The following is a 23,269-nucleotide window of genomic DNA, read 5'->3' as shown; positions in this document are numbered from 1 at the left end:
AAACTTCTCAATTTTTCGCGCCATACCTCCAAATATTGGGATACTTTACCAATGGATCAGCGCTTCAGACAGGTTTCATCCCAATGCCAGACCTCGACGCCATCGACCGGAAAATCCTCGCTTTGCTCCAGAACGACAGCCGGCTGACCATGCAGGAACTGGCCGACAAGGTCGGGCTCTCGGTGTCGCCCTGCCATCGCCGGGTCAAGCTGCTGGAGGAGCGCGGGGTCATCAGCCGCTACATCGCGACCGTCGACCAGAAGGCGCTGGGGCTTCATGTCAGCGTCTTCATCTCGATCAAGCTGGCGCGGCAGAAGGAAGAGGATCTGAATCGTTTCGCCCGCGCGATCTCGAAATGGGACGAGGTGCTGGAGTGCTATCTGATGACCGGCAACCGCGACTATCTCCTGCGCGTGGTGGCGGCCGACCTCGCCTCCTACGAGACCTTCCTGAAGACCAAGCTGACCCGGCTCGACGGCATTGCCTCGATCGAGTCGAGCTTCGCGCTGAGCCAGGTCAAATATTCGATCGCCCTGCCGGTCTGACGGTCCCGCCGGGCTATTTCGGAACCGGTGTCACATGGGCGCAATAAACCCCGCCGATGGTCACGAGCGACAGGCACCCTGCCGAAAGAAGGACCCATGACCGCATCCGACCGCACCCCTGAAATGGCCAAACGCGAGCGCATCATCCGGGAAATGACCGACGATCTCGACGAAGAGCTGGAGATGGAGCTCGATGACAGCAGGCTCGACGAGCTGCTGGACGAGACGGACGCGCTCCGCCCGACGGTGGATCGCAGGCTCTATTTCAGGGAATTGCTCCGCCTCCAGGGCGAACTGGTCAAGCTCCAGGACTGGGTACAGAGCGAGAAGAAGAAGGTCGTAGTGCTGTTCGAGGGCCGCGATTCCGCCGGCAAGGGCGGCGTCATCAAGCGCATCACCCAGCGGCTCAATCCCCGCATCTGCCGTGTCGCGGCGCTCCCCGCCCCGAGCGAGCGCGAACGCACGCAATGGTACTTCCAGCGCTACGTGTCGCATTTGCCGGCCGGCGGCGAGATCGTGCTGTTCGACCGCAGCTGGTACAACCGCGCCGGCGTCGAGCGCGTGATGGGCTTCTGCTCCGAGCACGAGTACCAGGAATTCTTCAAGACGGTGCCGGAGTTCGAGCGGATGCTGATCCGCTCCGGCATCACGCTCGTCAAATACTGGTTCTCGATCACCGACGACGAACAGCAGTTCCGCTTCAGCATGCGCATCAGGGATCCGCTGAAGCAGTGGAAGCTGAGCCCGATGGACGTCGAGGCGCGCAGCCGCTGGGAGGCGTACACCAAGGCCAAGGAGACGATGCTGGAGCACACGCATCTGCCGGACTCGCCGTGGTGGATCGTCGACGCCGTCGACAAGAAGCGCGCCCGCCTCAACTGTATCGCACATCTTCTGAGTCAGATGCCGTACCAGGAGGTCGCCCGCGTGCCCGTGGTGCTGCCGCCGCGCGTGCGCAACCCCGACTACCACCGCGACCCGATTCCGCCGGAGATGTACGTGCCTTCGAAATACTGACGGCACCCGCCGCGCCTGCCGTCGGGCGAGCTTGCCGATGAGGAAAGCGAGATGCCCGTGCCGAGCGATCTGAGCGTGAGGAGAGACGCGTCGTCTCGCCGCCGCAATCGCTTTGGCCCGTGGCTCGCGCTCGCAAGCGTGCTCTCGGTGCTCACGGTCGCTCTTGCCCTCGCCTATTGGGTCTGGCAGCCGGCGACGCTACGCATCGCGGTCGGGCCAGCCGGCAGTGACGACCAGGCGCTGATTGCGGCCGTGGCGAAGGCGTTCGACGCCAGGGGTGGCGCGGTGCGGCTCGTGCCGATCGAGACCGACGGCACACTGCAAAGCCTCAATCTGCTCGGCGCCGGCAAGGCCGAGCTTGCGGTGGCTCGCGGCGACTTCGCCATGCCGGCCGACACCAATTCGGTGGCGATCCTGCGGCGGAATTTCGTGGTGTTGTGGGCGCCAGCGGCGCGCAAGGGCGCCGCCAGGCCGAAGATCATGGAGATCGCCTCCCTCACGGGGCGCCGCATCGGGGTCGTCGGCCTTGGCGATGCCAATCTCAATCTGCTCCGCGTCATCCTCGCCGAGTCAGGCGTCAATCCGCAGAAGGTCACGATCGCACAGTTCGGTATCGACCGCATTTCCGAGATGGCCCAGGACTCAACGCTCGACGCCTTCATGATGGTGGGCGCACTCGACGACAAGGCGATCGCAAGCACGATCGCCACCACCGCGCGCCTGCGCGGCGAGCCCAAGTTCCTGTCCGTCGACGTCTCCGACGCTATCGCCGAGCGGCATCCGCTCTACGAATCCGAGGAAATTCCCGCGAGTGCATTTTCCACAACGCCGCAGCGGCCGGACGACAAGGTCGACACCATCGCCGTCAATCATCTGATCGTCGCGCCGGCTTCATTGTCCGAGGACACGGTCGCTGCCTTCACCCGCGAGCTGTTTACGGTCCGTCAGTCGCTCGTGAAGGACTTGCCCGGCGCCAGTCACATCCAGAAGCCTGACACCGACAAAGACGCCGCGCTGCCGGCCCATCCGGGAGCTGCCGCCTTTATCGACGGCAACGAGCGCAGCTTCATGGACAAGTACAGCGACTACATCTGGGGCGTAGTGCTGCTGCTCTCGGGCCTCGGCTCGGTGGCCGCGTGGCTGCGGCACTATCTGCGGCGCGAGGAGCGTAGCGAGAACGCGCTGCATCGCGACCGGTTGCTGACGGCGATCTCGAGCGTGCGGGAGGCGACGTCGCTCGACGATCTCGCGGCGATGCAGAGCGCAGCCGACGACATCCTGCGCGAGACGCTGGCCTGTCACGAGGACGGCGCCATCGAAGACGGCGACCTCACCGCCTTCGGCCTCGTGCTGGCGCAATTCCATCAGGCGATCGTCGACCGCCGGGCCGTGATCGCCCAGATGAGCGATGCCGACGTCGCCGCGAAACCCGATGGCGGCGTGCTTCAGCCGTTCCCTATTTCCACGGCTGCACGATGATCTTGGTGTGCGCCTCAGGATTGGCGAGATCAGCGAACGCCTTTGCGACGCCGTCGAGGCCGACCTCGGCGGTGACCATCGCGGCCGCATCCACCTGCCCCTCCGCGATCAGGCGCAGGGACGCTGCGAACTCATCCGGCGTGTAGCCGAGCACATATTGGACGTTGAGCTCCTTCATGATGCCGAGCATGGGTTCGCTCCTGTCGGTCTCCATGCAGACGCCGACCACCACGATGCGCGCGTCGCGCGGGGCGCCCTCGAACACCTGCTGCAACAGGCCGGGCACGCCGACGCATTCGAAGATGATCGCAGGCTTCAGCGCCGGCAGCATGGCCTGCAACGGCGGCCGCGCCGCCTTCTCGGCCTCCGACATCTGCGCGTGCTCGGCCCAGGTCGCATAGGGCTGCGACACCTTGGGATCGACGACGATATCGGCGCCGAGCCTTGCCGCGAGCGCACGCCGCGCCGGCGAATAGTCGGCGGCGACGATCGGATGCAGACCCTTGATCCTCAGCGCGGCGATCACCGCGAGACCGACCGGGCCGCAGCCGATCACGAGCGGTACCTCGCCGCCCCGGATGTTGGCTTTCGCCACGGCGTGGACGCCGACGGCGAGCGGCTCGGTTAGCGCCGCATGTTCGGGCGCGAGACCGTTGGGCACCTCAAGCAGCAGGGGCTCGCTGAGCAGCATCGCCTCGGCGTAGCCGCCGATATTGTCGTTGGAATAGCCGATGCCCTCGATGCCCTGCGGCGTCACGAGCGCCGGCAGTGAGCAGACACGGGTGCCGGACTTGAGCTTGCGTGCGGTTCCGGGACCATAATCGACGATCTCACAGCAGAACTCATGGCCGAACACGACGTCGCGGGCGAGATCCATCGGCTTGCGGCCGGTCTTCTTCGCCATCTCCACCATGCGGGGAGCATGCAGGCGCGCGTGAAGGTCGGAGCCGCAGATGCCGCAGGCGAGCGTCCTGACCAGCACCTGGCCGGGGCCCGGCTTCGGCTCGACCATCCGGTCGACGACAATCTCACCGTTCCTGAAAATCGCAGCGCGCATCCGGCTCCTCCCGTGTTGTTGGAGCCGTTGATAGCACGAAGCAGGACGCGCGAACTTGCGTCAGGGGTTCGGGGAACGCTCTTCCAGCACCAGCAGCTGGGCGCGGCGGATGCGCTCGCGATGGGCGATGTAGAGACCGCTGGCGACGATGAAGGCAGCACCGGTGACGGTCCAGATATCAGGCACTTCGCCGAACAGGAAGAAGCCCAGAATGCTGACCCACAGCAACTGCGTGTACGAGAACGGCGCCAGCACCGAGGCATCGCCGTAGCGATAGGCCAGCACGATGATCCACTGGCCCACGGTGGACGCGACGCCGATCACGATGCCGAGCCCGATCGCGGTCCAGCTCGGCGTCACCCAGACGAACGGCACCATCAGGCTGAGGATCGCAACGCCCGTGAGCGCCGAATAGGCCATGGTGGTGAGGACGGCTTCGCGCCCGCTCATCATACGCGTCAGGATCAGCGCAGCAGCCCAGCAGAATGCCGAGATGATCGGGAAGAACGCGGCGGCGTGGAACGCATTGGAGCCCGGACGCAGGATGATCATCACGCCGATGAGACCGATCGCGGTCGCGATCCAGCGGCGCATGCCGACCGTCTCGCTCAGGAAGATGATCGACAGCGCGGTGACGAACAGCGGCGAGACGAATCCGGTGGCCGAGGCTTCCGCGATGGGGAGGAAACGGAGACCGGTGATGAAGAACAGCGAGGAGCCGAGCAGCGCGACGCCGCGCATCAATTGCAGGCCGAGGCGATCGGTGCGCATCGCATGCAGCGGCGAGCCCGGCAGCATCACCGGCGTGAACATCAGCGCGAACGTGACGAAGCGGATCCAGGTGATCTCGATCGACGGCAGGCTCGTCGACAGATACTTTGCGGTGACGTCGGAGCAGCCGAGGAATACCGTCGACAGCAGCACCAGCGCGATGCCCTTGAAGGGATGATCGACGCGCGCAGGCGCGCGGCGAGCCTCCTGCTTCTTCTCCGGCACGGGCATGGGAATACTGTCGAGCCTTGCGGCTACGGCGGGCGGCGGTGTCACGGCTGGAACCTGGGAAAACTACGATTCGGGAACGATCGTAAAAAACGACAAATGCGCCGCTTTCACAACTTCTGAAAACAGGATGCCGATATGCGCTGACGACCCCGCGCGTCAATACTCCATTAATAATAGGCGTTTGTGCACTACAACATGGGCAGACTGCGCGGCTTCGGACCGCGCGGAAACGCCGCATCGAGCGCCGAAATCTCCTCTTTCGTCAGCACGAGATCGCCGGCCGCCGCATTCTCGCCGGCATGTTCCGCGGACGACGCCTTCGGGATCGCGAACACCGTAGTTGCACGGGTGAGGAAGCTCAGCGCGACCTGCCGCGGTGTCACACGACGCGCCTCCGCGATGCGTGCCAGCACCGCGCCTCCCTTGCTGTTGCTTGCGGGAAAATCGTCGTGGCCGAACGGAGAGTATGCAACGACAGCAACGCCACGCTTCTCGCACCACGGGATCACCGCATGCTCGATCGCGCGCTCCTTCAGATGATAAAGCACTTGATTGCACGCGATGCGGCCTTCGCCGGAGACGTCGAGAATTTCGTCGAGATCGTCGGCGTCAAAATTGGAGACGCCCCAGGATTTGATCTTGCCGGCCTTCACCAACTCCTCGAACGCGGCGACCGCGTCCTCGAGCGGATAGGAACCGCGCCAGTGCAGCAGATAGCAGTCGAGACGATCGGTCTTCAGCCGCCTCAGCGAGCGTTCGCACGCCGTGATGGTACCGCCGCGCGAGGCGTTGCTCGGCAGCACCTTTGAAACCAGGAACACCTCGTCGCGGCGCCCTGCGATTGCATCCGCGATGACGAGCTCGGCATCGCCATACATCTCTGCGGTGTCGATGTGGGTCATGCCGAGATCGAGCCCGCGCTGAAGCGCCGCGATCGCGCGCTTGCGGTCGCCATGGTCGAGATACCAGGTGCCCTGCCCGATGACGGAGACGTTAGCGCCGGTCTTGCCGAAGGGTTTTGTGTTCATGTTCGTTCCTTCAGATGCTCGATAGGCCACTGATATCCGCGACCAGCACGCTGCCGGTCCCGGACTCCGTGATATAGAGCCGATCTTTCTTGACGCCACCGATGGCGACATTGGTGCAGCTCGGACCCGCGCACGACTTGATCCGCGCGATCAGCTCTCCGTTCGGCGCGAACACGAAGACGTGGCCGAGCGAGGCGTGGCCGACGAACAGGCGACCGGCGGCGTCCATGGTCATCCCATCAGGACCGCTGGTGCCGAACAGCGAGCAGAAGCGGCCGACCTTCGACACGCTGCCGTCCTTCATGAACGGCAACCGCCACACCGCATTGTCGCGCGTCATGGCGACGAACAGCACCGTTTCGCTGGGGTCGAGCACCAGGCCGTTCGGGCTGATGCCGGTGTCGAGCAGGCAATCGAGCCGGCCGCTCGGCGTCAGGCGATAGACACGGCCGCTTGCGTCGTGCAGGCCGGTCTGGCCCTGATCGGTGAACAAGATGTCGCCGTTGGAGGCGAGATGCAGATCGTTGCAGCCACGGAACGATTCTGAATTGCGCGCGGTCAGGATGGGCCTGATGCGCCCTGCCCCGGCGTCGAGCTCCATGATGCCGTGCATGTAGTCGGCCACGAGGATGCGGCCGTCGGCGGCGATCTTCAATCCGTTCGGCCAGCCCTCATATTCGATCACGAGCGACCACGCGCCATCAGGCGCGATGCGGAAGATGCGGCCGAAGGGAATGTCGACGATGTAGAGGTTGCCGTCTTTGTCGAACGACGGCCCTTCGATGAAACTATCGGTCGGCACACCCGGCCGGTTGGCATCGGCCCAATCGGTCCGCACGCCCTTGCGGCGGAATTGGTCCGGCATGGCGGAGAAGATCTTGGTTTCGATCAGGCGCGGCGGCGTTTCCAGGTACATCATTGTTGTTTTTGTGGCTGTTGAGGGGGAGCGCGCGGCAACATAGGGCACAATCGAGGGCGCGTCGATTGGTGCGGAGGGCATGGCTGCATTGGGCCGGGCCTCCTTCGGGGCGCCTGAGGAGAGATGTCGCGCACAACTGCCTCAACACCGTCATTGCGAGCGCAGCGAAGCAATCCAGACTGTCTCCGCGGACGGATTCTGGATTGCTTCGCTGCGCTCGCAATGACGAAGGATAGAGCCTGACCTACCCCGCCACACCCGCGAGCTTGACCTGCTTCGCCGGCGCCACTTCCGTCGTCGCGATCAGCCGCTTCAGCTCGGGGATGCAGGAGCCGCAATTGGTGCCGGCCTTGAGCTTGGCGCCGATCTCGGCCGCCGTGCGCGCGCCGCTCGCGATGGTGTCGCAGATGGTGCCGCGGCCGACGCCGAAGCAGGCGCAGACGATGGGGCCGGTCGAGGCCGCGCCCTCCGTCGATTTGCCTGACAGCAGCATGCGGCGCTGCTCGTCGGTGACGTGATCGGCCACGAACAGGCTCTTCACCACCTCCCAGTCGCCGGCATCATGCGCGGGGCCGACGAACAGGCAGGTCTCGATGCGGTCGCCCGCGAACGAGGCCGCGCGATAAACGCCGCCGCCGAAGTCGCGATAGTCGGCGACATCCTCGCCGGCGACACCGTCGAGCCAGGCCGGCCAGCGCGACAGATCCGCATTGTCGGCGAAGAGATAGCCGAAGCCGCCCGTAACCGTGACACGGGTCCACATCAGGTTCGGCGGCAGATCGAGCTGCTTGCGCGACAGCGCAAAGCCGCGGAAGACGTATTCATAAGGCGAGATCGCCGCCGGCGTGGCTTTCGACTCCGGCTGGCCCGAGAACGGATCGGTGAAGGACTGCACGAGCGCCCCGACGCGGCCGTGCGAGGCGTTCATCGCGCTCCAGTGGATCGGCGCGAACAGCGTGCCGCGCTGCTGACGGTCGCTGACGACGACCTTCAGGATGCACTGGCCGTAATCGGTGGTGATGCGGGCGTAGCCGTCATGCGCGATGCCGTGTTTGCTGGCATCATCCGGGTGGATCTCGACGAACGGCTCCGGCAGATGCGCGCCGAGACGCTGGCTGAGACCCGTGCGCGTCATGGTGTGCCACTGGTCGCGGATACGTCCGGTGTTGAGCCGCAGCGGGCGCGACGGTCCGGTCTCGCCGCGCAGTGACGGCACGTCCGGCGCGACGAAGCGGCCCTTGCCGTCATTGGTGAAGAAGCCGCCGTTCGCGAAGAAGCGCTCGCTCGACGCCTGACCCTCGCGCACCGGCCACTGAACCGGCTTCAACGCATCGAACGCTTCATCGGACAACGAGGTGAGCCCGCTGATGTCGAAATCGCGGCTGCCGTCGTTCTCGAAAGCAGAGAGCGCGGCATGCTCGCGGAAAATATCGGCGGCGGATTTGTAGTTGAAGCTGTCGCCGAAGCCGAGCCGCTTTGCGGTCTCGCTCAGAATCCACCAGTCCGGCCGCGCCTCGCCCGGCGCCGGCAGAAACGAGCGCTGGCGCGAGATGCGGCGTTCGGAGTTGGTCACCGTGCCCGACTTCTCGCCCCAGGCGAGCGCCGGCAGCAGCACATGCGGCCCCGCCTTGACCGTGTCATTGGAGAGCACGTTCTCGGAGACCACGAACAGCTCGAGCTTCTTCAGCGCCTCACGCACGACGTCCGCGTCCGGCAATGACACCGCCGGGTTGGTGCCCATCACCCACAGCGCCTTGACCTCGCCGCGGTTGATCGCCTCGAACAGCTGCACCGCCTTCAACCCTTCATGGGTGGCGATGCGCGGCGCCTTCCAGAACCGCCTGACACGGTCGATGTCGGGCGGGGTGAAGTTCATATGCGCGGCGAGCTGGTTGGCAAGGCCGCCGACCTCGCGGCCGCCCATCGCATTGGGCTGGCCGGTGAGCGAGAACGGCGAGGCGCCCGGCTTGCCGATGCGCCCCGTGGCGAGATGGCAGTTCAGGATCGCGTTGACCTTGTCGGTGCCCTGCGCCGACTGGTTGACGCCCTGCGAATAGAGCGTGACGACGCGCTCGGTGTCGCGGAACATCTTGAAGAAGGCGGCGACGTCCTGTTCGGACAGGCCCGTCGCCAGCGCAGTCGCGGTGACACTGCCGGCGATGTTGCGCGCGCGCGTCAGCGCGTCATCGAAGCCCGATGTGTTCTGCGCAATGTAATCCTGGTCGAGCGCGCCATTGTCGGCGAGATGGACGAACAGGCCGGAGAACAGCGCGGAGTCGGTGCCGGGCTTGAGGCCGAGGAACAGGTCGACGTCGCTGGCGGTGTCGGTCCGGCGCGGATCGATCACGATCATGCGCGCGCCGCGTTCCTGCCGGTTCTTCAGCATGCGCTGGAACAGCACGGGATGGCACCAGGCCGCATTCGAGCCGACGAACACCAGCAGATCAGCCTGGTCGAGATCCTCGTAGCAGCCGGGCACGGTGTCGGCACCGAAGGCGCGGCGATGGCCCGCGACCGAGGACGACATGCAGAGCCGCGAATTGGTGTCGACATTGGCCGTGCCGACAAAGCCCTTCATCAGCTTGTTGGCGACGTAATAGTCCTCGGTCAGGAGCTGGCCCGAGAGATAGAACGCGACCGCATCGGCGCCGTCGCGCGCCACGATGTGTTGCATGCGATGGGCGACGTGGTCGAGTGCATCGCTCCAGGCGACGCGTTCCAGCACACCCTTGCAGCGGATCATCGGATAGAGCAGCCGGCTCTCCAGCCCGACGGTCTCGCCGAGCGCCGAGCCCTTCGAGCACAGCCGGCCGAAATTGGCGGGATGATCCGGGTCGCCCGCGATCGCCGCCCCGCCCTTGCCGTCGGGCGTCGCCAGCACGCCGCAGCCGACGCCGCAATAGGGACAGGTCGTCTTGGTGGCGCGGAGCGTGGGATCGATCGCCGTCATATCGAGCTGCCTTATCAAGCCGCCTTGGAAGGACGCGCCAGCGCGCGGCCGAACATCATGTCGGTGCGGATCGCCGCCACCTTGTCGCGATTGCGGATCAGCTCGAGATACCAGAGCGCATCGACGGTATCGCCGATCAGCACCGCGCCGGTGAGCCGGCCGTCGGCGATGACGAGCTTCTTGTAGGTGCCGCGCTTGCGGTCTGACAGCACCAGGCTCTCGCTGCCATCCCCGCCCATGAAGTCGCCGGCGGAGAAGACGCTGACGCCGGAGACCTTCAGATTGGTCGAGACCACGCTGCCCTGATAGGCGGCGGGACGTCCGGCGAGATGCCGCGCCAGCACGCGCGCCTGCTCGTAGGCCGGCTCGACCAGGCCGTAGCAGGTGCCGCGATGCTCGGCGCATTCGCCGAGCGCGTAGATGTCGGGCGAGGCCGTCTGCATCTCGTCATTGACGACGATACCGCGGTTGACCGCGATCCCCGCCTCTTTGGCAAGCGCCACATTCGGCCTGATGCCGGCGGCGAAGATCACGGCATCCGCCTCGATGCGCGTGCCGTCGGCGAGCTCTACGGCTTCGACATGGCCTTCGCCGTGGATGCGGGCGGTGGAGGCATTGAGCAGGATGCGGATGCCCTTGCGTTCGACCAGCGTCTTCAGCAGGTCGGCCGCCGGCAGATCGAGCTGGCGCTCCATCAGCCGGTCCATCAGGTGCAGCAGCGTCACCGGCGCGCCGGCTTTCGCAAGGCCATAGGCCGCTTCGAGCCCGAGCAGGCCGCCGCCGACCACGACGACGCGCTTCTTCGCCGCAGCGAGCGTCAGCAGCAGATCGACGTCGCGCGTATCACGAAAAGTGTGAACTCCGGCGAGATCGGCGCCAGGGACGTTCAGCCGCAGCGGCGTCGAGCCGGTGGCGAGCACGAGCTTGGAATATTCGACGCTCTCTTCACCTTCGATCTTGAGTTCGCGGCGGCCGGTGTCGATCTCGGTGACGCGATAGCCGTAGCGCACGGTGACGCCGCGATGGCGCCACCAGTCCGCCGGCCTCAGCTCGATCTCGTGCGAGCCGGTCTCGCCGGCCAGCACGGAGGAGAGCAGCACGCGATTGTAAGCGAGCCGCGGCTCTTCGCCGATCACCGCGACCGCGTAGCGGCCGAGCGAGGTCTTGGCGAGCTCGTCGACCAGACGCGCGGCCGCCATACCGTTACCGACGATGACCAGCGGTTCACTCACAAGACATCTCCTATTCGGCGGCCTGCGCCTGTGCGCCATAGGCCTCGGAAATCATGTAGCCGGACAGGACGCCGTAAGCGTCGGTCCAGGCCGTGGCGAGTTCGGGCGTCCAGGCCTCGCCGAGGCCCTTCTCGAGGGTCCAGAGCAAGGTCGCGCCGACCACCGGATAGTGTTCGGCCTTGGCGCCATAGGCGACGTGACGCTTGGCGAGCGCCGAGGCCGCGGGAAGAATCGTCTCGAGCTTCGACAGGCCGCCGACGACGGCAGCGAGCATGCCCATCAGCTTCTTCCGCTGCTCGGTCATGTCCTCGGGAAACATCGCGCGCACGGACGGCGCCACCTCGAACAGGCGATCGTAGAACAGCACCGCGGCCGCCTCTGAAATCGGCGCGACCTTGGAAAAGCTCTGCTGGACGAGGGTGATCTGTTCTGAAGTCATGATGTTCTCCTGTCTGTTTCGGTCTGCCTTTGTCCGCGCCATTGCGAACAAGGTTCATGGGTCAAACGTCATCAGAGAGTCTTCTCCCCGCGTACGGGGAGAAGCGACATTCGTGCCAAACTCAGACTCGCGCTTCCGCGAGGCTTGACGCGCCCTCACCCTGCGGGCTGCGACGCAGGTAGAACCACCAGGTCAGTCCGAGGCAGGAGGCGTAGAAAGCGAGATAGATCGCGAGCGCGAGCGACGGGCCGCCGGTCATGGCGATCGACTTGCCGAAACCGGTCGGGATCAGATAGCCGCCGACCGCGCCGATCGCGCCGATGAAGCCGACCGCCGCACCGCTCTCGATGCTCGCGGTCTTCAAGGCCGCCGCGCGCGCCGCATCGCCCTTGCCGCGCACCCTGAACAGGTTCTGCTCGCGGAAGATCGAGGGGATCATGCGGTAGGTCGAGCCGTTGCCGATGCCCGTCGTCACGAACAGGATCAGGAACATCGCAAGGAAGCCGGTGAAGTCCTTGTGCCCGACGAAGTAGAGCACGCCGACGGTGGCGCCCGCCATCGCGATGAAATTCCAGAAGGTGAGGATGGAGCCGCCGATCTTGTCGGCGAGCAAGCCGCCGAGCGGTCGCGACAGCGAACCGACCAGCGGCCCGAGGAACGCGATCGAGATCGAGATCGCCGGAAACTGGGTCTTGATCAGCAGCGGGAACGCCGCCGAGTAGCCGATGAAGGATCCGAATGTTCCGATATAGAGATACGCCATGATCCAGGTGTGCTTGCGCTTGACCACCGCAAGCTGGTTCTTGATCGACGACTTGGCCGTGGTCAGGTTGTTCATGAAGAACACCGCGCCAAACACCGCGATCGCGATCGGCAGCACCCACATCAGGCCTGCGTTCTGGAGGAAGATGCCGTCGACGGGGCTCGCCTGGAACAGGTTGATGACCGCGAGCGTCATCAGGATCGGGGTCAGCAGCTGCACGCTGGAGACGCCGATATTGCCGCCCGCCGCGTTCAGCCCCAGCGCCCATCCCTTCATCCGGTCAGGGAAGAAGAAGGAGATGTTGGTCATGCTGGAGGCGAAATTGCCGCCACCGAGACCCGCGGTCGATGCGATCAGCAGCATCAGCCAGAACGGGGTGTCGGGCTGGCCGACGAAGTGGGCGAGCGACAGCGTCGGGATGAACAGGACAGCCGCGCTGAAAATGGTCCAGTTGCGGCCGCCGAAGGTCGTGACCGCGAACGTATAGGGGAAGCGCATCAATGCGCCGATCAGCCCGGGCACCGCGACGAGCTGGAACAGCTGGTCGGTGGTGTAGTGGAAGCCCGCCTGCGGCAGCTTGGTGGTGACGATGCTCCAGATCAGCCAGACGGAGAAGCCGATATGCTCGGCCACGATCGACCAGATCAGGTTACGCCGGGCGATCACTTTGCCGCCCGCATTCCAGAACGCCTCGTCTTCGGGGCGCCAATCAGAAATCCACGTCGGATTTCGAGTCGGATTCGTCGTCATTGATAATCCCTTCTTGGCTCACCGCTGCGTCGTTGCAGGCTCAGCCTCCACGCGGAGGCGCGCGCCGAGGCCATGCCCCGGTGGCGAGTTCACGATGCTGATTGATGATGTTGAGGGACGTCGTCGTTGGCGTCGGAAAAGGTATTTCAATTTCCGTGCCAATTGCGCGCGTTCAGGAAATACAGGGAATTCAGGGGCTTGTTCGCATTGCCCGAAATTCTTCCAGGTGTATTTCGCTCGCAAATTTTGCGATTCGCTCAATCCTTGTGCGACGCACAAGGATTGAGCGAGGTGTCGATTATTTAGGCGCGCTTATCTACCTCGTTAAACCTTCGTTTACGCGGCCTCGACGAATCGATGACGCTCGTAGAGGAACTCGAGCACGCGGTGGCGGCACTTCAAATAGGTGGAGTTGGTCGCGAGATCGAGCCGCTTGCGGGGACGTGCGAGCGGCACCTCCAGCACCTCGCCGATGCGCGCACTCGGCCCGTTCGTCATCATGACGATGCGATCGGATAGCAGCACGGCCTCGTCGACGTCGTGGGTGATCATCAGAATGGTGTTGCCTAGCTTCTGATGCAGCGCCATCACCGAGTCCTGCAGATGCGCGCGGGTCAGCGCGTCGAGCGCGCCGAACGGCTCGTCGAGCAGCAGCACCTTCGGTTCCATCGCCAGCGCACGGGCGATGCCGACGCGCTGCTTCATGCCGCCGGAGACTTCCGAGGGACGCTTGTCCCTGGCGTGGGCCATCTGCACCAGGTTGAGATTGTGCATGACCCAGGCGTCGCGTTCGGCGCGGGACTTGGTCCTGGCAAAGACCTTGTCGACGCCGAGCTTGACGTTCTCGTAGACGGTCAGCCACGGCAGCAGGCTGTGGTTCTGGAACACTACCGCGCGATCGGGCCCCGGCGAGTTGACCTCGCGGTTCTCGAGCAGCACGCCGCCGGTGGTGGCGCCGGTCAGGCCTGCGATGATGTTGAGCAGGGTCGACTTGCCGCAGCCGGAATGGCCGATGATCGAGACGTATTCGCCCTTCTCGATCGTCAGGTTGATGTCCTTCAGCACCTCCGTGCTGGCGGCGCCGCGGGTAAAGACCTTGTCGATATGGTCGAGCTTCAGATAGGCGGTCATGTGCCCTTCTCCCTCAGTTCTGCGCCGTGCCGCGGGTGACGATCTTGCCGATGCCCGCGATCAGGCGGTCGAGCACGAAGCCGACGATGCCGACATAGAACAGCGCCAGGATGATCTCGCTGATATGCGATGAGTTCCATGCGTCCCAAATGAAGAAGCCGATGCCGACGCCGCCGATCAGCATTTCAGCCGCGATGATGGCGAGCCAGGACAGACCGATGCCGATGCGCAAACCGGTAAAGATGTAGGGCGCCGCCGCCGGGATCATGATCTTGGCGAAGAACTCGAGCGGATTGAGCTGCACGACGGCCGCAACATTGCGGTAGTCCTGCGGGATGTTGCGGATGCCGACCGCAGTGTTGATGATGATCGGCCAGATCGAGGTGATGAAGATGACGAAGATCGCCGAAGGCTGGCCGTCGCGGAACGCCGCGAGCGACAGCGGCAGCCAGGCGAGCGGCGGGATCGTGCGCAGCACCTGGAACAGCGGATCGAGCCCGCGCATCGCCCAGACCGACTGCCCGACCAGCACACCGAGCGCGATGCCGGCGATCGCCGACAACGAATAGCCGAGCGCGACGCGCTGAAGGCTTGCAGAGAGATGCCAGAACAGGCCCTTGTCGATGCCACCATGATCGAAGAACGGATCGAAGATCAGTTCCTTGGTGTCCTTGAACACCCGCGACGGCGGCGGCAGCGTCGAGCCGGCGCGGCGGCAGATCAGCTCCCACACCAGCGTCAGCAGCGCGATCACGACCAACGGCGGAATCACGCGCACGGCGGTCTCCCTCGCCATACGCGCGTAGGCCTCGCTGCGCGGCGGACGCTTGAGCGTCATCGCGACGACCGGCGCGGAAGCACCCGCAGGCGTTGCGGTCTCAACCTCAATCTTCGTGGCAGGCATGTTCATTGAAAAATCCCTCTCCGGCTTCAAAGGACGACGCGGCCGCCCAAGGGCGGCCGCTGGCTCCATCAGACTTCGACGCGCTTGATCGCGAGCGATTTCAGATAGGCCGCCGGATTTTCGGGATCGAACACCTTGCCGTCGAAGAAGGTCTCCTTGCCGCGCGAGGTGGAGGCCGGGATCTCGGAAGCCGCGACGCCGAGCGTCTTGGCCGCATCGCGCCACATGTCCTCGCGGTTGACCTTGCCGATCAGCGCCTTGCTGTCGAAGGAAGCCTCATATTTGCCCCAGCGGATGTCCTCGGTCATGAACCAGAGATCATGGCTCTGGAACGGATAGGAGGCGAAGTCACGCCAGTACTTCATGATGTGCGGTGAGTTCTCGATCACCTTGCCGGCGTTGCCGTAGTCGAACTTGCCCTTGGCGCGATCGGCGATGTCCTCGACCGGGCAGTTGATCCACTGCCGTTTCGCCATGATGGTCGCGAGCTCTTCCTTGTTCTCCATCTTGTCGGCCCATTGCTGCGCCTCCATCACGGCCATCAGGATCGCCTTGGCAGCCTTCGGGTTCTTGTCGACCCAGGCCGCGCGCATGCCGAGCGACTTTTCGGGATGCTTGCTCCAGATCTCGCCGGTGTTGACGGCGGTGTAGCCGATGCCCTGATGCACGAGCTGCCCGGGCCAGGGCTCGCCGACGCAGAACGCGTCCATGGTGCCGACCTTCATGTTCGCCACCATCTGCGGCGGCGGCACGGTGATGGTCTCGACGTCCTTGTCGGGATCGATGCCGCCGGCGGCGAGCCAATAGCGGACCCAGAGGTCATGTGTGCCGCCCGGGAAGGTCATCGCGACCTTGGCCGACTTGCCATCGGCCTTCTTCTTCTCGAACGCCGCCTTCAGCACCGACGCGTCGGCACCGACCTTGAGGTCGGCATATTCCTTGGCGACCGAGATGCACTGCGCATCGAGATTGAGCCGCGCCAGGATGTACATCGGGGTCGGCTGGTTGTTCTGCGTCACCTTGCCGGCGGAAATCAGGTACGGCATCGGGGTCAGGATGTGCGCGCCGTCGATGCCGTTCCCCTCCGAGCCGAGCACGAGATTGTCGCGCGTGGTGCCCCATGAGGCCTGCTTCTGCACGTCGGTGTCGGGCACGCCGTATTTGGCGAACAGGCCCTTGTCTTTGGCGACGAAGAGCGGTCCGGCATCGCTCAACGCGATGAAGCCGAGCTTGGCGCCCTTGACCTCGGGGCCTGCGTCCTGCGCGAAGGCGCCGGCGGGGAAATTCAGCTTGGCGGCGGCGAGAAGAGCGGCGGTGCTGCCGGCGGCCTTCAACAATTGACGGCGGCTCAGGCCCGAGGGCTGGCGGGTGCGCTTGGTCATAGGCAGTGTCGTCCTTTGCATCGTTGCAGAATTGATGGCGTCAGTGCGCGCGAGCGGCCCGTCCGTCCGTGACGCCAGAAAGAGGCGCATGCGAACGCATGGCGGGGGAGACCCCCGTCTGGTGGCGTCGGCAAATCGGATGAGAAGTCTCGCGGGACGGCTTCAATGGCGTCGGCTTGAATGATTCAAGCTTCATGCCAAGCCCGCCACTCCGAAAAACGTCGAAAAATGAATGGGTTATTGATGCCGCGCCAGACTGTCGCAGGCCTGCTGCGCACGCGGATTTTGCGGATTGCTCATTCCTTGTGCGCCGCACAAATCTTATGCAGCCGCCCAAGCAAAAGGCCGTGCGTCCGCAAAAGTCAGCTGAACGCACGCAGCATCCGTCTGATATCACTAGCCTTTTCTAACACGCCCATACGGCACGCAACTTGCTTCTTCACCGACGTCAACGAAGACTGCGGCTCGCCGCATTGTTGCAGCCTCTGGCGGCTGCATCCCGGAAGCTCAACTGCTTCGCGGCCCTCCCCGGCTCAGTCCTCGTGACGCGATTCCCAAGGCTTCCAAACCTTCCATAGCCCTCGTGCGCGGCAGAGCTGTCCGCACGGCCAATGATGTTCAGCTGCGCTCTCTCGGGCGTGTCGATCTCACTTACGAAGCAAAAGGAACCATTGATGTCGTATCTCGCGCCTTCGGAATTCGTCACCAAGATGGTGGATGCGGGCGAGTCCAAGATCTTCATGTCCACCCGGGATACTGCCATCCGCGCCTTCATGGCCGGCGCCATCCTCGCACTCGGCGCATGGTTCGCCATCACCATCAACGTGAACACGGGCCAGCCGCTGATTGGCGCGATACTGTTTCCGGTCGGCTTCATCATGCTGTACCTGCTCGGCTTCGATCTGCTCACCGGCGTGTTCGTGCTCTCGCCGCTCGCCCTGATCGACAAGCGTCCCGGCGTCACGCTTGGCGGCGTGCTGCGTAACTGGGGCCTCGTCTTCGTCGGCAACTTCGCCGGCGCCTTCACCGTCGCCTTCATGATGGCCTTCGTGACGACGTTCGGCTTCACACAAGACCCCGACAAGGTCGGAGCGGCCATTGGAAACATCGGCGAAGGCCGAACGCTCGGCTATGCCGCGCACGGCGCGGCCGGCATGGCGACGCTGTTCATGCGCGGCATGCTGTGCAACTGGATGGTTTCGACCGGTGTCGTCGGCGCCATGATCTCGACCTCGGTCCCCGGCAAGGTCATCGCGATGTGGATGCCCATCATGCTGTTCTTCTACATGGTGTTCGAACATTCCGTCGTGAACATGTTCCTGTTCCCGTCGGGCCTGATGCTCCATGCCAAATTCTCGATCATGGACTATCTGATCTGGAACGAGATCCCGACCGTGCTCGGCAACCTCGTCGGCGGCCTCGCCTTCACCGGCATGACCCTCTACGCCACCCACGTCATGACCAAGCCGAAGCGTCAGGCCGGCAAGGCTGCGCCGACCCGCGTTGCGGCCTGATACGTCTCGACAGAGGAGCCTCGCCCGATCAGGGTGAGGCTCCCTTCGCCTGGTGATGACGATGACCCGCGGACTCCTGATCTCGGTCGGCCAGCACTCCGACAAGGGGCGCAAGCCCGTCAATCAGGATTTTCACGGCGTCCTGATTCCGGAAGAACCGCTGCTCAGCCTGAAGGGCATCGCGGCCGTTCTCGCCGACGGCATCTCGAGCAGCACGGTGAGCCAGATCGCCAGCGAGTCGGCGGTCAAGAGCTTCCTGATGGACTATTACTGCACGTCGGAATCCTGGACGGTGAAGACCTCCGCCCGCCGCGTGCTGGACGCGACCAATTCCTGGCTGCACGCGCAGACGCGCAAGAGCCAATATGCCTATGACCGCGACAAGGGCTATGTCTGCACCCTGACCGCTATGGTCATCAAGGCGACCACGGCGCACATCTTCCATGTCGGCGACTGTCGCGTCTACCGTGTCGCCGGCAAGGCGCTCGAGCAGCTGACCGACGATCACCGCATCATCATGTCGTCAGAGCAGACCTATCTCGGCCGCGCGCTCGGCATCAATCCGCAGCTCGAGATCGACTACCAGGCTTTCGAGATCGAGGCCGGCGATACCTTTATCCTGGCGACCGACGGTGCCTATGAATTCGTCGACCAGCGTTTTATCACCAGCGCACTCGGCGAGCACGCAGCCGAGCTCGACGGGGCGGCAAAGGCGATCGTCGAGGAAGCCTATCGGCGCGGCAGCGACGACAACATCACCGTCCAGATCCTGCGCATCGACGCGGTGCCGCAGCGCGAGCCGGCCGGCATCTTCAATCAGACGTCACAGCTGCCGCTTCCGCCGCTGCCGGAGCCGCGAGCGGTCTTCGACGGCTACAGGATTATCCGGGAAATCCACGGCAGCAGCCGCAGTCATATCTATCTCGCCGTCGATGTGGAGACCGAGGCGCCGGTCGCGCTCAAGCTGCCGTCGATCGATCTGCGCGACAACGCCGCCTATCTCAAGCGCTTCCTGATGGAGGAGTGGATCGCGCGCCGGATCGACAGCCCGCACGTGCTGAAGCCGCTGTCACAGTCGAGACGGCGCAGTTATCTCTACGTCGCGACCGAATTCGTCGAAGGGCAGACGCTGAAGCAGTGGATGACCGACAATCCGCGCCCCGATCTCGAAACCGTCCGTGGGCTGGTCGAGCAGATCGCCGCGGGGCTGCGCGCCTTCCACCGCATGGAAATGCTGCATCAGGACCTCAGGCCCGACAACATCCTGATCGACAAGACGGGCACCGCGAAGATCATCGACTTCGGGTCGGTCAGGGTCGCGGGCGTCGCGGAGGCGGCGCCGCGAGACGAGGCCGACGACATCCTGGGAACGGTCCAGTACACGGCGCCGGAGTATTTTCTTGGGCAAGGCGGCTCGCCGCGCTCCGACATGTTTTCGCTGGCCGTGATCTGCTACCAGATGCTGACGGGAAAGCTTCCCTATGGCACCCAAATCGCCAGGATCCGGCGCAAGGCGGACGCGCGGAGACTTCAGTATCGTCCGGCCGACGACGACCGCAACGTGCCGGCCTGGGTCGACGGCGCGCTCAGGCGCGCACTCCATCCCGATCCCTACAAGCGGCACGAGGATCTGTCCGAATTCGTCTTCGAGCTTCGCACGCCTAATCCGGCCTATCTCGACACACGGATCACGCCGCTCTTAGAGCGCAGCCCGCTGATGTTCTGGAAGCTGACCACGGCAGCGCTTGCTTGCGCAGTCGTCGTGCTGCTGGCGCTGCTGCACGGGCGATAGGGCGCAGACGTCCACTTCTAGCGGCCAAGTGGAACCATTATCGTTCGTCAGAGCATTGCCGCTGGTGACCCATATGCGACATCGGCCAAATAGCCCGAACATCGCGCGATTAGCCGGGTTTAAAGGTTGATTGCGGCTAGACGTTTTTGCGCTCGACTATGCCGTCGCGACGGCGTTGAATCCGCTACGCGGGCTCTTTTGTTTCAAGGAGGGAGGACCGAAAAGTGAAGACAACGATCATCGCACTTTGTGCCGCCGCTCTCATCGCCGCCGCACCAGCCGCGCTTGCGCAGGGTGTACCAGGCAAAGCAGTTGGTCTGCAGCATAAGATCTCTAAGAGACATCACCCGGGCGTCCCCGGCTACGCTCCGCTGCATGAGCTGCAAACAATGGGATCGAAGAAGGGCTATCCGGGAGCTTTCGGTTACGCGCCTAATGAACCCAGTCGTTTAGACAGAAATCTCGAAGCGTCCAGACAAGCTGGTGGTGGCGGCGGCGGTGGCGGAGGGAGTGGCATGTGAACCCACGCGCTGCACGAACAGGCGGTATCCGTCCTGCTTGATCGGGACGCTCCGGGGGGCGTTAAGGCCGGCTCGCCTCGCGTCTTCTTTATGTTCGCAGTATGTTTGTTGTTGGCCCAACTCGGACATCCAGTGAGGTCCGCTGTTGCGCAGCTACCAGAAGCACAGCGGACGTCGCACGCGCCCTGACTACCGAGCGGCCGAATGTGCGCTCCAGCTGCGCGCCCTCACGCCGGCTCCTCCGTCTTCACCCCCAGCGGCTTCGGCGCCATGCCGCCGCCGGGCTTGAGGTGAAATTCGTAAGTCATCAGGTGCCACTGCCCGTTTGCCTTGGAGCCGTCGGGCATCGCGGGATCGTTGCGCGGCTCGACCTTGGCAACGAGGTCGTCCTTGACCCCGAACACCACGTCGGAATCGAGATATTTGTCGCCGTCCATGAAGACGTGCGTGATCAGCGGCTCGTAGCCCTTGGCATTGACCAGGAAGTGCACATGCGCGGGGCGCATCGGATGGCGCTTGGTCTGCATGATCATCTCGCCGACCGGGCCATCGGTCGGGATCGGATAGCTGCAAGGCAAAATGGTGCGGAAGAAGAAGCGGCCGTCGCTATCGGTGATGAAGCGCGCCCGCGCCGAAGCGCCGACCTCGTCGTAGTTCGGTTTCTGTGAATCGTAGAAGCCGTCATCGTCGGCATGCCAGACGTCGACGGGAACGCCCGCGAGCGGCTTGCCCTTGAGGTCGGTGACGCGGCTCTGCACGAACATCCGCTCGCCGGTCTGATTGTTCGGCGAAATGTCGGTGCCGTGGGCCGTGACCTTGTGCTCGCCGACATAGAACGGGCCGAGCACCGTGGTCTGGGTGGCGCCCTCGCGATCCCTATGGTTGACGGCGTCGACCAGCATGGAGACCCCGAGCACGTCGGAGAGCAGGATGAACTCCTGCCTTGTGTCGGTGCATTTGTGGCCGGTGCGGGTCAGGAAATCGATGGCGTATTCCCATTCCTCGAAGGTGAGACCGGTCTTGCTCACGTAATCGTGCAGCGACTTCACCAATTCCTGGAGCAGGAATTTTGCCCGCGTATCACGCGTATTGTCGAAGCTCTTGACGACGGCTTCGGTGAGTTCGGTCTCGTTGAACTGGGTCATGGTGCGTTTGCCCTGCGTTTTCTCGTTGGCCCGGACGGGCTCCTTGGAGGCGTTCCAGAGTGCAGCCTACACCAGCAGGCCCGGTCGCGTTAAGCGCAACCGGCTTGGAATGGGGCCGGCATTTCGCTATCAACTTTCCGACAAAACGCCCCGGAGGAACTGATGCTCGCCCCTACCCCCGCCTCGCCCGAATCCGTCGGCATGTCCAAGGCTGCGCTCGACCGCGTCGATGCGCATCTGAAGAGCCGCTACATCGATGCCGGCCGCTTTCCGGGCACGCACCTGCTGGTCTACCGCCGCGGCAAGGTCGCCCACAGCTCGGTGCAGGGCTTTGCCGACGTCGAGCGCAAGGCGCCGGTCAAGGACGACACCATCTACCGCATCTATTCCATGACCAAGCCGCTCACCAGCGTCGCCTTCATGATGCTGGTCGAGCAAGGCCTCGTCGCGATCGACGAGCCCGTCGCCAAATACATTCCGGAATGGAAGGATCTCGGCGTGTTCGTCGCCGGCACCGCGCCGGCCTTCCTGACCCGGCCGCCGTCCCGGCCGATGCTGATCGTCGATCTGCTGCGGCACACCGCCGGTCTCACCTACGGCTTCCAGCAGCGCTCCAACGTCGATGCCGCGTATCGCACCGAGAAGATCGGCGAGGTCGAGAAGGCCGGCACACTGCAGAGCATGATCGAGGCGCTGGCAAAGATTCCGCTGGAGTTCTCGCCGGGCGAATCCTGGAACTACTCGGTGGCGACCGACGTGCTCGGCTATCTCGTCGGAAAGATCTCCGGGATTCCCTTCGAGCAGTTCCTTAAAACGCGCATCCTCGATCCGCTCGGCATGACCGACACTGATTTTCACGTGCCGGCCGCCAAGGCGCACCGTTTCGCGGCCTGCTATTCAGCTGATCCCGGTGGAGGCATGACCTTCCATGCCGGCCAGCGCCGCGAGGGCCTGACGCTCCAGGACGACCCGACCAAGAGCTCGTTCCTCTCGCCGCCCTCGTTCATCTCGGGCGGCGGCGGGCTATGCTCGACGGTCGCCGACTATCTCACCTTCTGCCGTGCGCTGCTCAATGGCGGCGAGCTGGGCGGCGTCCGCCTGCTCGGGCCGAAAACGCTGGCGCTGATGACGAGCAACCACATTCCGGGCGGACGCGCGCTGCCGGAGGTGTCGCGCTCGCTGTTCTCCGAAGCCACCTATAACGGCATCGGCTTCGGCCTCGGCTTCGCCGTGACCATGCGCCCGGCGGAGACGCTGATCGCTGGCAGCCCAGGCGAATATAATTGGGGCGGCGCGGCCACGACCTCGTTCTGGATCGACCCGGCCGAGGAGCTGATCACCATCTTCATGACGCAGGTGCTGCCGTCGAGCGCCTATCCGCTCCGGCGCGAACTGCGCAGCATGGTCTATGCGGCGATCACCGAGAGCAATCTCTGAGCTGCGTCTCAACGAGAACGGGCCCTCGCGATCGATCGCGAGGGCCCGTCGTTGCCTAGTGCATATGGCCGACCAGACAAATTCCGCCGCCGAGCACCAGAACGGCGGGCACGGCCCACAAAATCAGAACTGGCATTGCGTCATTCTCCTCAGTTGGACGTGCAGACCTTGACGGTCTTCATGCCGCTTTCAGCCTCGGTGCGCGACTTGGCGCCCACGACCGCGCTGCAAAATCCCTCCCTGACGCGCTCGCCGGACGCGA

Annotated in this window: 19 protein-coding genes; 7 read left to right on the top strand and 12 right to left on the bottom strand. The window is 64.3% G+C overall.

Going from position 1 to position 23,269, the window contains the following annotated elements:
• The first annotated feature begins 83 nt into the window (after positions 1 to 83).
• The 3 genes from ABIB95_RS05890 (at position 84) to ABIB95_RS05880 (ending at position 3,041) form a co-directional block, all read left to right on the top strand.
• Complete coding sequence (locus tag ABIB95_RS05890) at positions 84 to 545, top strand: Lrp/AsnC family transcriptional regulator (RefSeq protein ID WP_014497003.1); 462 nt, start codon at positions 84 to 86, stop codon at positions 543 to 545.
• A 96-nt stretch (positions 546 to 641) separates the two neighbouring features.
• Positions 642 to 1,562 carry a polyphosphate kinase 2 gene (gene ppk2, locus ABIB95_RS05885; protein ID WP_354238201.1) on the top strand — a complete coding sequence of 307 codons (921 nt, stop codon included), beginning with the start codon at positions 642 to 644 and terminating at the stop codon, positions 1,560 to 1,562.
• A 51-nt stretch (positions 1,563 to 1,613) separates the two neighbouring features.
• Positions 1,614 to 3,041, top strand: coding sequence for a TAXI family TRAP transporter solute-binding subunit (locus ABIB95_RS05880; RefSeq protein WP_354238200.1), 1,428 nt, complete (start codon positions 1,614 to 1,616; stop codon positions 3,039 to 3,041).
• Here ABIB95_RS05880 and ABIB95_RS05875 read toward each other — a convergent pair.
• From ABIB95_RS05875 to ABIB95_RS05825, 11 genes are all read right to left on the bottom strand, one after another.
• Positions 3,019 to 4,098: a zinc-binding dehydrogenase gene (locus ABIB95_RS05875; RefSeq protein WP_354238199.1), complete on the bottom strand. Its 1,080-nt coding sequence runs from the start codon at positions 4,096 to 4,098 to the stop codon at positions 3,019 to 3,021. The two genes, ABIB95_RS05880 and ABIB95_RS05875, sit on opposite strands and share 23 nt — an antisense overlap.
• Positions 4,099 to 4,158: 60 nt before the next feature.
• A complete protein-coding gene (locus ABIB95_RS05870) occupies positions 4,159 to 5,100 on the bottom strand; it encodes a DMT family transporter (protein ID WP_354238459.1) in 942 nt (313 codons plus the stop codon).
• Positions 5,101 to 5,288: 188 nt separating this feature from the next.
• Positions 5,289 to 6,128, bottom strand: a complete 840-nt coding sequence (locus ABIB95_RS05865; protein WP_354238198.1) for an aldo/keto reductase — start codon at positions 6,126 to 6,128, stop codon at positions 5,289 to 5,291.
• 10 nt (positions 6,129 to 6,138) lie between these two features.
• Complete coding sequence (locus ABIB95_RS05860; protein WP_354238457.1) at positions 6,139 to 7,044, bottom strand: SMP-30/gluconolactonase/LRE family protein; 906 nt, start codon at positions 7,042 to 7,044, stop codon at positions 6,139 to 6,141.
• Positions 7,045 to 7,291: 247 nt separating this feature from the next.
• Complete coding sequence (locus ABIB95_RS05855; protein ID WP_354238197.1) at positions 7,292 to 9,997, bottom strand: molybdopterin-dependent oxidoreductase; 2,706 nt, start codon at positions 9,995 to 9,997, stop codon at positions 7,292 to 7,294.
• Between the two features lie 14 nt (positions 9,998 to 10,011).
• On the bottom strand, positions 10,012 to 11,229 hold the full coding sequence (locus ABIB95_RS05850) for an NAD(P)/FAD-dependent oxidoreductase (RefSeq protein ID WP_354238196.1): 1,218 nt from the start codon (positions 11,227 to 11,229) through the stop codon (positions 10,012 to 10,014).
• Between the two features lie 10 nt (positions 11,230 to 11,239).
• A complete protein-coding gene (locus tag ABIB95_RS05845) occupies positions 11,240 to 11,668 on the bottom strand; it encodes a globin family protein (protein WP_063986572.1) in 429 nt (142 codons plus the stop codon).
• 121 nt (positions 11,669 to 11,789) lie between these two features.
• Positions 11,790 to 13,181, bottom strand: coding sequence for an MFS transporter (locus ABIB95_RS05840; RefSeq protein WP_166350775.1), 1,392 nt, complete (start codon positions 13,179 to 13,181; stop codon positions 11,790 to 11,792).
• A gap of 336 nt (positions 13,182 to 13,517) precedes the next feature.
• Positions 13,518 to 14,312 (bottom strand): ABC transporter ATP-binding protein, encoded by a 795-nt coding sequence (locus tag ABIB95_RS05835; protein ID WP_085404431.1) that lies wholly within the window; start codon positions 14,310 to 14,312, stop codon positions 13,518 to 13,520.
• Positions 14,313 to 14,325: 13 nt separating this feature from the next.
• On the bottom strand, positions 14,326 to 15,222 hold the full coding sequence (ntrB, locus tag ABIB95_RS05830) for a nitrate ABC transporter permease (RefSeq protein WP_354238195.1): 897 nt from the start codon (positions 15,220 to 15,222) through the stop codon (positions 14,326 to 14,328).
• 62 nt (positions 15,223 to 15,284) lie between these two features.
• A complete protein-coding gene (locus ABIB95_RS05825) occupies positions 15,285 to 16,598 on the bottom strand; it encodes a CmpA/NrtA family ABC transporter substrate-binding protein (protein ID WP_354238194.1) in 1,314 nt (437 codons plus the stop codon).
• A 674-nt stretch (positions 16,599 to 17,272) separates the two neighbouring features.
• Here ABIB95_RS05825 and ABIB95_RS05820 point away from each other — a divergent pair.
• The 3 genes from ABIB95_RS05820 to ABIB95_RS05810 all read left to right on the top strand — a co-directional run bounded on the left by ABIB95_RS05820 (position 17,273) and on the right by ABIB95_RS05810 (position 20,425).
• On the top strand, positions 17,273 to 18,112 hold the full coding sequence (locus ABIB95_RS05820) for a formate/nitrite transporter family protein (RefSeq protein ID WP_028146778.1): 840 nt from the start codon (positions 17,273 to 17,275) through the stop codon (positions 18,110 to 18,112).
• Positions 18,113 to 18,167: 55 nt separating this feature from the next.
• A complete protein-coding gene (locus tag ABIB95_RS05815; RefSeq protein WP_354238193.1) occupies positions 18,168 to 19,904 on the top strand; it encodes a bifunctional protein-serine/threonine kinase/phosphatase in 1,737 nt (578 codons plus the stop codon).
• A gap of 224 nt (positions 19,905 to 20,128) precedes the next feature.
• Positions 20,129 to 20,425 (top strand): hypothetical protein, encoded by a 297-nt coding sequence (locus ABIB95_RS05810; RefSeq protein ID WP_231144400.1) that lies wholly within the window; start codon positions 20,129 to 20,131, stop codon positions 20,423 to 20,425.
• Between the two features lie 227 nt (positions 20,426 to 20,652).
• Here the strand turns inward: ABIB95_RS05810 and ABIB95_RS05805 are convergent, their stop codons facing one another.
• Positions 20,653 to 21,570, bottom strand: coding sequence for an intradiol ring-cleavage dioxygenase (locus ABIB95_RS05805; RefSeq protein ID WP_354238192.1), 918 nt, complete (start codon positions 21,568 to 21,570; stop codon positions 20,653 to 20,655).
• 162 nt (positions 21,571 to 21,732) lie between these two features.
• Here ABIB95_RS05805 and ABIB95_RS05800 point away from each other — a divergent pair, with 162 nt between their 5' ends.
• Positions 21,733 to 23,007 (top strand): serine hydrolase domain-containing protein, encoded by a 1,275-nt coding sequence (locus tag ABIB95_RS05800; protein WP_166089776.1) that lies wholly within the window; start codon positions 21,733 to 21,735, stop codon positions 23,005 to 23,007.
• Positions 23,008 to 23,269 lie beyond the last annotated feature (262 nt).

The sequence above is a fragment of the Bradyrhizobium sp. LA2.1 genome (genome assembly GCF_040547725.1).
In the GTDB taxonomy this organism is placed as follows: domain Bacteria; phylum Pseudomonadota; class Alphaproteobacteria; order Rhizobiales; family Xanthobacteraceae; genus Bradyrhizobium; species Bradyrhizobium barranii.
This window is presented reverse-complemented; position numbering and strand designations above follow the sequence as displayed.